This window comes from Virgibacillus alimentarius (assembly GCF_000709085.1).
Lineage (GTDB): Bacteria > Bacillota > Bacilli > Bacillales > Amphibacillaceae > Virgibacillus_B > Virgibacillus_B alimentarius.
This window is the reverse complement of the sequence record NZ_JFBD01000052.1, coordinates 47,238-57,874: the sequence shown is the minus strand read 5'-3', so window position 1 is coordinate 57,874 and position 10,637 is coordinate 47,238. Positions and strand designations below refer to the sequence as shown.

8 protein-coding genes and 1 pseudogene are annotated in these 10,637 nt (G+C 36.8%); 3 read left to right on the top strand and 6 right to left on the bottom strand.

Translation table 11 applies throughout. The annotated features are described in order from the left end of the window. Positions 1–168: 168 nt before the first annotated feature. A pseudogene (locus GZ63_RS18830) lies at positions 169–327 on the top strand (IS110 family transposase); the annotation flags it as partial. Positions 328–480: 153 nt separating this feature from the next. Next, positions 481–681, top strand: a complete 201-nt coding sequence (locus GZ63_RS18120; RefSeq protein ID WP_029268895.1) for a hypothetical protein — start codon at positions 481–483, stop codon at positions 679–681. A gap of 584 nt (positions 682–1,265) precedes the next feature. Here the strand turns inward: GZ63_RS18120 and GZ63_RS0109330 are convergent. The 3 genes from GZ63_RS0109330 to GZ63_RS0109320 all read right to left on the bottom strand — a co-directional run bounded on the left by GZ63_RS0109330 (position 1,266) and on the right by GZ63_RS0109320 (position 4,173). Further along, on the bottom strand, positions 1,266–2,540 hold the full coding sequence (locus tag GZ63_RS0109330; RefSeq protein WP_029268893.1) for a TRAP transporter large permease: 1,275 nt from the start codon (positions 2,538–2,540) through the stop codon (positions 1,266–1,268). 12 nt (positions 2,541–2,552) lie between these two features. Further along, positions 2,553–3,023 carry a TRAP transporter small permease gene (locus GZ63_RS0109325; protein WP_198020927.1) on the bottom strand — a complete coding sequence of 157 codons (471 nt, stop codon included), beginning with the start codon at positions 3,021–3,023 and terminating at the stop codon, positions 2,553–2,555. Between the two features lie 121 nt (positions 3,024–3,144). Continuing rightward, positions 3,145–4,173 carry a DctP family TRAP transporter solute-binding subunit gene (locus GZ63_RS0109320; RefSeq protein ID WP_029268889.1) on the bottom strand — a complete coding sequence of 343 codons (1,029 nt, stop codon included), beginning with the start codon at positions 4,171–4,173 and terminating at the stop codon, positions 3,145–3,147. 239 nt (positions 4,174–4,412) lie between these two features. Between GZ63_RS0109320 and GZ63_RS0109315 the strand changes: the two genes are divergently transcribed. Next, entirely contained in the window at positions 4,413–6,032 is a 1,620-nt protein-coding gene (locus tag GZ63_RS0109315; RefSeq protein ID WP_029268887.1) for a M20/M25/M40 family metallo-hydrolase, read from the top strand. A 17-nt stretch (positions 6,033–6,049) separates the two neighbouring features. Here the strand turns inward: GZ63_RS0109315 and GZ63_RS0109310 are convergent, their stop codons facing one another. The 3 genes from GZ63_RS0109310 to GZ63_RS0109300 all read right to left on the bottom strand — a co-directional run bounded on the left by GZ63_RS0109310 (position 6,050) and on the right by GZ63_RS0109300 (position 10,590). Further along, positions 6,050–7,030, bottom strand: a complete 981-nt coding sequence (locus tag GZ63_RS0109310) for an MBL fold metallo-hydrolase (protein WP_029268885.1) — start codon at positions 7,028–7,030, stop codon at positions 6,050–6,052. 455 nt (positions 7,031–7,485) lie between these two features. Next, the gene (locus tag GZ63_RS0109305) at positions 7,486–8,862 is read right to left on the bottom strand and encodes an APC family permease (protein WP_051681443.1); all 1,377 of its coding nucleotides are present in this window, start codon (positions 8,860–8,862) and stop codon (positions 7,486–7,488) included. 366 nt (positions 8,863–9,228) lie between these two features. After that, entirely contained in the window at positions 9,229–10,590 is a 1,362-nt protein-coding gene (locus GZ63_RS0109300; protein ID WP_029268881.1) for an aminotransferase family protein, read from the bottom strand. Positions 10,591–10,637: the final 47 nt, after the last annotated feature.

The following is a 10,637-nucleotide window of genomic DNA, read 5'->3' as shown; positions in this document are numbered from 1 at the left end:
ATAATGGTCTTAGGATCATTTGGGACAATTCTTTTCCCCCTTGCGGATTGAACCGCATAAAAAGACTGTTTCCCAGTGTGCGCCTTGGTCTTCCTACACGCAGGCTGTGCACCTTGATTTTTGAACCTAGATGTTAGTAGCTCTAGGGCGGCTTTCAATGCAAGGTAAAATTCCTTCACCGTAAATAACGATTTACCTGGCGCCACCACATTAAGAGATGAAATCCTATATGTTTCTCAAGGGAAATCCGTGACTGAATTGCGAATTGGTCTTGAATCAACAAGTGTCTATAGTTTTCATCCATCCATGTTTTTACACAATGATAAATTCATACTACCGCAGGTCTTTTAATCATCGTACCAATAGTTTACCCGTAAATCTGTTAATTTGTCAAACTATTTACAATAATTTAAGTTTTATCTCTTATGTGGTTTTCCCTATTTCAGAATAGTCTAAATAAGATACAATAAACAGGTATTAATGATTATTGTTTCATGGTCCATGTGCGGCGCAGTCATTGTAATAGGGGCATTAGCTTATCTAGTAGCAGTGTTTGGAGGAAAAGGACTTATTGCACTCTTAGCAGTGCCTATGGATCAATCGTTCAGTTTGTCCCTGGAGTTTACCGTGTTCTTTACTGGAGAAGAGCTACATCAGCAGGAGTTATTGCTGGCTTATTAACAAGTTTTTTAGTAAATATATACTTCAATTGATTCATCCAAATACTCCATTTGATATCCATGCAGGTATTCTTGTTTGATTGCCAATATCATTGTATTTGTCGCTTTCAGCTATCTAACCAAACCACATGATCGAAACATAATAAGTCAATATGTTGATGCAAATCGAGTAGATTAATTATTTTATTAGCAAAAAGCTAGACGAACAACAACAAACAAAAAAATGCAGATTTCGATATATATTTCCCGGGTAATAAAAAACAGGCAAAAAAGCGGTCATTCTCTTACCTTGATTTTGTTTTAAGGGTGTGAAAGCATAAGGTTTTTCGCATGCTGCTTTTTATTGATTCATCAGGCTTAATCCTCCTAGTAGGCAATACACAATTAAAAATTCGTTTTCATTCTAGATCCAAGTATGATCAATCGTTGTTTTATGTACTGAGATGTAGAATGAAAACCTTTTTCCAATATTGGTCGCTCATCCCCTTGACAGCCCACTAATAAAGCCAAAAAAATAGCAGAGGGACTATTTGAAATGTACTGCTCCTCCAAATCCTCCTGCTACTTCTTTTGCATGATAACAATCTATTTATCCATAATGTTTACCAACGTTAAGCCTGGTATAAATGTAATTAAGAGCACATCGACAATCATCATAAATAAAAATGGCAGAATTGCCTTGACAACTCCTTCATACCTGGCATTTCCAACCTGGGCACCAACAAATAGTGCTACACCAACCGGCGGTGTAATTAACCCAATGGCAAGATTTGTAATCATAATAATTCCAAAGTGGGTCGGATCCACGCCAATGCTGGTTGCAACCGGAAGCAAAATCGGGGTTAAAATAATAATCGACGCAATTGTTTCCATAAATGTCCCTACCACTAGCAGAAATAGGTTTAGTAAAAGTAAAATAACAAACGGTGATAAATCTGCTTCTAGGAACATATTGGCAATGTTTTGCGGAACATTTTCTCGTGTCAAGAGCATCCCAAATAACGCTGCAGTTGCAATAATAAATAAAATAACCGAAGTTGTAACAGATGAAGACACAAGGATCTTACGTAAAATTTTTAGATTTATCTTTTTATAAACAAACCAACCAACAATAAATCCGTATACAACCGCTACAACAGAAGCCTCCGTTGGTGTAAAAAATCCTCCGTAAATACCGCCAAGAATAATAATTGGCATGAATAAAGCTAAAATAGACTCTTTAAATGCTTTCACAATACGTTTGATGTTTGTTTTTTCTGCTCCTTTTCCATACCCTTTAACAGAAGAAACGATATACGCAACAATCATAAGGGATACACCTAAAAGAATCCCCGGTACGATCCCTGCTATAAAAAGGCTGCTGATGGAAACACTTGCAGACACACCGTAAAGGACAAGTGGTACACTTGGAGGAATGACTATTCCCGTGGTACCCCCAGCTGCTTGGATAGCTGTAGCAAAGTTTCGATCATATCCCGCTTTTACCATTGCTGGAATCATGATGCTTCCAATGGCTGCAGTAGTTGCGTTGGCAGATCCGGAAATTGCTGCAAAAAATACGCATGCCACAATCGAAACATGGGCCAGACCGCCTTTAAACTGGCCGACTAAACTTTGCGCAAATCCGATGAGACGTTCACTAATTCCGCCATGTTCCATTAGTTTTCCAGCCAAGATAAAGAACGGAGCAGCCATCAGCGGAAATGAATCAAGTGCTGCAAACATTTTTTGCGGTAAAATAACGAGCGGGACATTTCCAGCAACAATAAATACAACGATGGTTGCCAGTCCAAGTGCAATTGCAATTGGAACATTAATGACGATCAATACAAGTAGCAAAATAAAAAGCAAAGTGGCCATTGAAATCCCCCCTTAGTCCATCGGCACTTCATTTGTAACATCATTTTCATTGTGTAAGATAGATTTGATTGTTACATCAATTAAATTAAGAATCATTAATACACCGCTTATTGGAAAAATTATATATACGTAGCCCATCGGTATATCTAGTGCTGGTGACGTTTGCACCATCGACAAGCCAATAATCTCCCACCCCATCGAAATCAGGATAACGAAAAACGCTAAAGAAGCAAGGGATGCGATAATCTGGACAATGTTCTTGATGATCCTTGGCATCTTCCTTACAAACACCTCAACTCCGATATGTGCTCCGTATTTGAATGCAAAGGAAGCCCCGAGAAAGGTTGACCAGATCATTAAATAACGAGCGACTTCCTCTGTCCAAGAGAAAGATACAGAAAAAAATAATCTAGATACGATTTGTATAAAGATTAATAGCACCATCACAGCAAGAAATAAAGCTGTTAGCCATTCTGTTGTCATATTGAGCCTATCCATGAATTTTTTCCACATTCTGCTCACACTTTCTGTTTTTTGCTATTTTAAGTTACTATTGATTTAGGAAATTTAATAAGGTTCCACGTTGATGGAACCTTGTTTATTTTTACTCAACAGCTTTAATACGTTCTACAAGATCGCCGAATTCAGATTCATATTTGTCATAAACTGGCTGTAGCGTTTTCTCAAATGCTTCCATGTCTACATCGCTCTTTTCGACAATTTCTACTCCTTGCTCTTTCAATTCTTCTTTTTGTTCTTGTTCCATTTCCTGATTAATTTCACGCTGAACATCCGTCATTTCTTTACCTGTCTCCATTAAAACTTTCTGCACATCCTCCGGATAGCCTTCAAAAACGCCCTGATTTATAATTACCGGTGCTGCTGCATAATGCATGTCCACTTCACTTAGGTGCCCTTGAACTTCATAAAGTTTTGTAGAATGGAATACACCATAGGAAGCATCCATCCCATCTACAACCCCTTGCTGAAGCGATGTATATGTTTCAGGGAAAGCGATCGGTGTCGGATCGGCACCAATTGCCTTATACGTATCAATATAAAGATCGTTTTCTATCGTACGGATCTTCATTCCTTTCGTATCTTTTGGAGATGTAATCGGCTTTTTGTCGTTTGTTAGATGACGGAATCCATTTTCCCATAGGCCAAGCGTTTTAAAACCCTGCTCATCTATTTTTTCCATCAATTCATCCCCAACTTCCCCGTCAAGCGTTGCATAAACATGATCGATATCTCTAAATAAAAACGGCATTTCAAGTACAGCGAATTCCGGAACAAAGTTAGTTAAAGGACCTGCTGTAACCATTGTCATATCAAGCGTACCAAGTTGAACTTGCTCAACTACCTCTCGTTCACCACCAAGTTGCCCATTACCATGCATATCAAAAGTGACCTGTCCATCTGTTTTTTCTTCCACACGTTTAGCAAATTCTTCTAGGCCCTTTGTATAAGAATGTTCTTCTGGTGCAATATGACCAACTTTAATAACAATGGAATCCCCATCTCCGCCTGATGCTTTACCTTCTGTTTTTTCCGAATCATTTCCACAAGCGGCTAATATAATAGATAATGCAATCAAAACCATGAAATTTATGATATATTTATTGCGTTTCATACATGTACCCCCTAGGTGTTATAATTTTGTGAAGATATCGATATCATTGCACGATACTTGTTCCTTATAAAACGATTTTTTTACTATCCCCCTATTTTTGTAATATGAAAGCGGTTAAACTTATAATATAGATTGCTATTCAGAATGTCAATTGAATTTCGAATTTTCAAATCCGGAAGATAACATTTTTTCTATGGTGAAAGAGATATTCAGTAAATCAGCGAGTGGAGGTAGTTAAATTGAGTAAAATAAGATGGGAAAAACCGAGCGACCTGCGAAAATTGCTTTGCGAACTTGTCAGTTGGAAGAGCATTACTTTATCTGAGGGGGAACGCCAATTCCCAATGAAATTACATGCAAAATTACAGAGACTTGCTTATTTTCAAAAGCATCCGGAATTACTCCGTTTACATCCTGCAGATTTAAGAAGACATTTTTTAACCGCCTTATATAAACATCCGGACGCTAAGAAAACAATTTGTTTGATAAGCCACTTCGATACAGTAAGTACAGAGGAATACGGGGATTTTGAACCACTGGCTACTTTACCAGAGGAATTAACAAAGGTATTAGCGGAACGACAAAATGAATTACCACAGGATGTACTTCACGATTTGAAGACAGGCAACTATTTATTTGGCAGAGGAACCATGGACATGAAAATGGGATTAGCATTACATATGCGTTTAATTGAAAAGGCGAGCATAGAGGAATGGCCGATTAACCTTTTATTATTAACCGTTCCTGATGAGGAAGTTAATTCTTCAGGGATGCGACATGCCGTGCCAACATTGCTAGAATTAAAAAACGAACACGGTCTCAATTACCAATTATTTCTAAATAGTGAACCCGTTTTTTCTCAAGATCCTAATGCTCATCATCATTATATTTATTCTGGAACCATTGGTAAGATTATGCCTGCAGCACTTTTTTACGGGAAAGAAACACACGCTGGAGAACCATTAAGAGGACTAACATCCCCTTACATCGCTTCCTTTTTAACGCAGGAGGTAGAGTGGAATCATCATTTTCAGGAAACGGATTTAAACGAAAGAACGCCGCTTCCAGTAACATTACAGCAAAAAGATTTAAGACTGGAATATTCTACACAAACGCCATACCGATCCGCAGCCCTTTATAATGTTTTTTTAATGAAACAAACAGCTCAAGATGTATTTCATCTATTTGAACAAGCGGCACAAAAAGCCGCAAATCGATGCAATCAAGCTTATACGAAGGTCTGTTTAGACAATAAAGTTGACCCTACTAGCAAGGTTAAAGTCATCCAGTATAAAGATTTATTAAAGCATGCGCGAGATAAATTTGGAGCTTCTTATATTGAATCAGTCAAAGCAGATATTCAGTTTAATAAAACGTGGGATGAGCGGGAGAAAAGTCTTCGAATCACTGATCAATTAATGATTCAATGTCAAGAATTAGCACCAGCCATCATTATATTGTATGCACCACCATATTATCCAGCTGTTAACTCAAGCACGAATCAATTGACTGAAACATGCATCGAATTTGTGAAAGAAATGGCAATGCACCGATTTCGTTTACCTATTGAAAGAATTCATTATTTCAATGGGATTTGTGATCTTAGTTATGTGAATTACAGCGACTTGAATGAGGGCTGGATTTCATTTGAAGAAAACACACCAGTATGGGGAGAAAGCTATACAATCCCTTTTCAAGAAATGAAGCAGCTAAACGCCCCAGTCCTAAATATTGGACCGTTTGGAAAGGATGCACACAAACGGACGGAACGATTGCATATCAAAAATGCTTTTGAAGAAACACCGGAGATATTGGATGAATTGATCGAGAGGCTGTATGAAATGCAAGAAACGAACTGATTCGGGATTATTCCGAATCAGTTCGTTTCTCTCGTATAATAGTAGAAAATTCCATCTTGCTTTTCCTTCGTAACTCGGTTGTATGACTCTAATCGATCAAGATGTCCAATTATCTCGGACATGACAAGTGAAAATTCACTTCCATATTTTTCCTGATAATAAATTTTGGCGATTTCCGCCGCTGTCAACGATTGATCAGTAACAATGTTATTCAGCTTCTCTGATTTTTTCTCTATTCCCTCTATTCTTTTGTCAATAAGTTGAAGTGGATTTTTTACGATCTCCCCATGTCCAGGATAAGCAATTGACAAAGAGTAATCTTTTAGTTTCTTGAGCGAATGCTCATATTGCAATAGAGAGGATATTTTCTCACCTTGTTTATCAGGCTCTATCAGCGCATTACTCGATACATGCTGAATCAAGTGATCCCCTGCAAGTAATAAACCACTGTCTTCGTGCAATAGCACAATGTGGTCCGGGGCATGCCCTGGAGTTTCAATTACCCGAAAACCATCTATTTCATCTCCCTCTACTAATGGAAGAATTTCACCTTCTATTATTTGAGATTTATTCTTTTTTAGTGCCTTGTTTAATTTTTCAATTTGTTTTTCCCCTCTATCCCCACATCCCATCTCATTATAAAGCGTTTGGAAAAATGCAATACGCTTCTTCAGGAAAGCCTCATCTCTTTTTAAACGGAGCATCGCATCCCGATGTGCATATACAGGAATAGGGTTGTGGGACCTTATGCGATTAACCAGACCAATGTGATCATTATGATTATGCGTAAGTATGATTTTATCAATATCATTTAGGCTAAATCCGTTATCCTCAAGAACATTCATAAGATAATTCCAGCACTTATCAACATTTACACCAGTATCAACAAGAATCAAAGCTTGTTTTGTCTTGACAAGATAAAAGTTAAAGGATTTTAAGCTTGATGAAGTTGGAACTATAATTGGGTATACCGTTGGTGTTTGCGTTTTCAATTTCATCTCTCACTTCTCCTTTTTCTAATTTATTTATCATTATACATCAATAGACACTTGTTTTTCCTCCCCGGGTGAGTGAAAAACACAATAAATATCTACCTCTTAAAAAAGTAATTCGATAGAGGGTTAAAATAAAGAAAGAGGGAGATACTAATCTTTTAAAAACATCAGTATCCCTATTTATTTTAAATTTAGTCAAATTGTCGAATACCTCGTTGACATCACTAGTGTTACTTCGTGTTCAATAATATACCTTCTGCTTCCCCCGATATTTTATCATTATTTCAGATGGTCGAGTCGATTGCATCCCATACAAATCTCATTAATTTTCCTTCTAAGGATATCGTTTTTTCTTTTCACCTGCATTAAACCTCTATACGAACATGAAAAAATTTTTTCTAATTACCACGCTATCTGGTGAGATCTCTATTGATATCGGTGTATGTGTTTATGAACAATTAACTCCAGTCTAGATTTTCATTTACCTTAAAGTATTTGATTCTAGCAATTAGTAAAGTCGTACCAATCGCTATCCAAGTGACCCCAGCAATTAAACCTATTACATCCATATTGATCATAATAAACCCGCAAATTAAAATTCCAAATGCAGGAAATATGAAATGTAAAAACAGCTTAGACCCTTGCCTTATTTTTCTTTTGAAGAAAAATTCAACGACAACAGATAAGTTTACGCACATAAAACCAGTTAACGCCCCAAAAACCATAATACTAAATATAAAATCTAATGGTAAAAATAATGCTCCAACATAACCGAGTATAGCCAAAATGATGATACTATTACTTGGCGTTTTATATTTTTCATGTACATGAGCGAAAAATTTGGGTAATACTTTATCACGTCCCATTCCAAATAAAATTCTAGAACCGGCAGATTGCCCTGCAAGTCCAGTTGAAATGCCCGAGACTGCAATGATTAGCGTACATATCGTTGCTAATGCACTTCCGCCAACTAGTGTTGCTATTTCAAAAAAAGCTGTATCTTGTGAACCAAATGAAGTGAAATCTGGCATTACTAAAGTTGCAAAATAAACTTGTAAGATATAAAAAAATGATGCAAACAATAGGGAGATAACAGCTGCAGTTCCCACCATTTTGCCTGTTACTTTTGAATCCTCTGCCATCGTCGTTACTGCATCAAAACCTAGATAGGATAATACTGCAATGGATGCACCTGATAAAACAACCCCAGAAGAAAATGTATTCGAATTAATCACTCCTTGAAATGAAAAAATTGCACCTGCGCCACCATCAGATACTAAATTTTTAATCGCAAATCCGATAAATAGCACTAAACTTAGAAGCATCGCTACTGTCATAAATAGATTAACACGGGCAGTAAGTTTTGTTCCATAATAATTAAAAACCGTAATTGGAATAAGAAATAACAGCAACATGAACCACAAAGGAATAAATGGTAGTAATTCCATTAGAAAAGTTGCACTTAATTTAGTGAGTAATATTGGCATCACTAAATAATCTAAAAGAATTGCCCAACCAGCAACAAATCCAACATAGGGGTGGATAGCTTGAGAAGTGTAACTATAAGTTGAACCTGCTTTTGGAAATGTTCCTGCCATTACACCGTAACTTGATGCAGTAAAAAGCATAGCAACTAAAGCAAACAGATAAGATAAAACTGCATGACCTTGTGACAGTACAGATAATTCACCAAACAATGTTTGCGCTGATACAGGAGCCATAAAAACCAAACCAAAAATGACTAAGTCTTTCGTTTTTAATACCTTTCCAAGTTCTCCTCCTGTTTTACTAGATTTAGGGTTAATGCCACCTGATAAAACTTTTTCAGTTTGCATGATAAACCTCCTAAAAAAATTTATCGTTATTCTAAATATGGGAATTAAAAGTTCACTTATAATTTCGTTTTCTGATCTAGCATAATTTTATTTCTTATTGCTACCTACAGCTTCTCTTTTCTATCATTAATAGAAATATCGCAACTGTAGATTTCAGTACTTTATATTCACAATATTCCGTCAATTATAGGCATATTTTCCTTTCACTTCGATCTTTAATAACACAAACGAATATATTGGAACTTTAACTACAAAAAAGCCAGGAAAGTAAACGTATGATTCATTCGTTTTTAGAAATGCTTATTTCTTTAAATGAATACCGTCTACCTTCCTAGCTATATCGTTGATGTACGTTAAAAACTTAGTTCAAGTTATTTTCAAATGCCGTGAGTGCTCATCAATGATTTTAAAAATTTCTTCAATTTCTTGTTTATTTATAATTAATGGTGGTGCTACAGCTACAATATTGGAACCTTCCCAGTCAATAAATCGTAAAATTAAATTACGTTTGAAACACTCATCTACCACTTGGAAAGCGGCTCCCATTTCGGGTGCAAAAGGTTCTTCTTTGTCACGATCTGCGTATAATTCAAACGCGCCAAGCAGACCCATCGCTCTTGTCTTTGTTACATGTGGATGTTTGTCTTCCAGTTTCTGTAGCTCCGCTTTAAATACTTGCTCCATATTCTTCACGTTATCGAGAATGTTGTCACGTTCAATAATTTCAAGATTTTTTAATGCTACAGCACAGGAAGTTGGATGTCCACTATAAGTAAATCCATGGAAGAAAACGTCATCCGTTTGAATCAGTGCATCACGAATCTTCTCTCGCATGACGACACCGCCCAAAGGAATATAACCACTTGTAATTCCTTTTGCAATTGTCATCATGTCAGGTACAACATTCCAGTTATCTACGCCAAATTTTTTCCCTGTACGACCAAAGCCACAAATGACTTCATCTGTAATCATTAAAATACCATGTTCATCACAAAGATCACGAAGTGCTTGCAGATAACCTTCAGGCGGAGTAAATACGCCACCTGCACCCATGATTGGCTCTAGTATAATTGCCGCTATGTTTTCTGCCCCTTCTTTTTCAATAATACCTCTTACACTCTTATCGTAATGCTCAGCATTCTTATCTCCACGTTCACATTCTAAAAGATGCGGCTCAGCGTGAATGTAATCCGGAGCTTTTGAACTCACTAAATTATTAAATTCCGGCATTCCTGTAGCACTTGTAGACCCTACTGCAACCCCGTGGTATCCACGCTTTAGGCTAATCACCTTATTACGATTTGGCTGTCCTTTACATTTCCAGTAGTACCTAGCTAGTTTAAATGCTGTATCATTGGCTTCAGAACCCCCAGATGTATAGAATACAACATTCAAATCTCCAGGTGTAAGCGAAGCAATTTTTTCAGACAAGCGGACGACTGGCTCATGAGAATAACCATTAAATGACGAGCTAAACGCTAATTTTTTCATTTGTTCTTTTGCTGCTTCTGCCAATTCTTCCTGACCATGACCTAAGTTTACGTTCCATAGCATCGACATTCCATCAATATACGTATCACCGTTCTCATCTTTTATATAAATGCCATTACCCTCAGATACAATAATTGGTGGTCCTTGCTCATATTGCATTTTTGGTGGTGTTAAAGGATGTAAAAAGTGTTTTTTGTCCAGTTCAGATAATTTCTGTACATTTGCTTTTACTGCCATGCGTAAAACCTCCATTTTTTATTATAGAAACAAGTTTCTCTTTTTTG

Coding starts and splice junctions, on each gene's coding strand:
- GZ63_RS0109325 (WP_198020927.1), bottom strand. CDS start 3,023: ATGACAACAGAATGGCTAACAGCTTTATTTCTTGCTGTGATGGTGCTA.
- GZ63_RS0109305 (WP_051681443.1), bottom strand. CDS start 8,862: ATGCAAACTGAAAAAGTTTTATCAGGTGGCATTAACCCTAAATCTAGT.
- GZ63_RS0109320 (WP_029268889.1), bottom strand. CDS start 4,173: ATGAAACGCAATAAATATATCATAAATTTCATGGTTTTGATTGCATTA.
- GZ63_RS18120 (WP_029268895.1), top strand. CDS start 481: ATGATTATTGTTTCATGGTCCATGTGCGGCGCAGTCATTGTAATAGGG.
- GZ63_RS0109330 (WP_029268893.1), bottom strand. CDS start 2,540: ATGGCCACTTTGCTTTTTATTTTGCTACTTGTATTGATCGTCATTAAT.
- GZ63_RS0109300 (WP_029268881.1), bottom strand. CDS start 10,590: ATGGCAGTAAAAGCAAATGTACAGAAATTATCTGAACTGGACAAAAAA.
- GZ63_RS0109310 (WP_029268885.1), bottom strand. CDS start 7,030: ATGAAATTGAAAACGCAAACACCAACGGTATACCCAATTATAGTTCCA.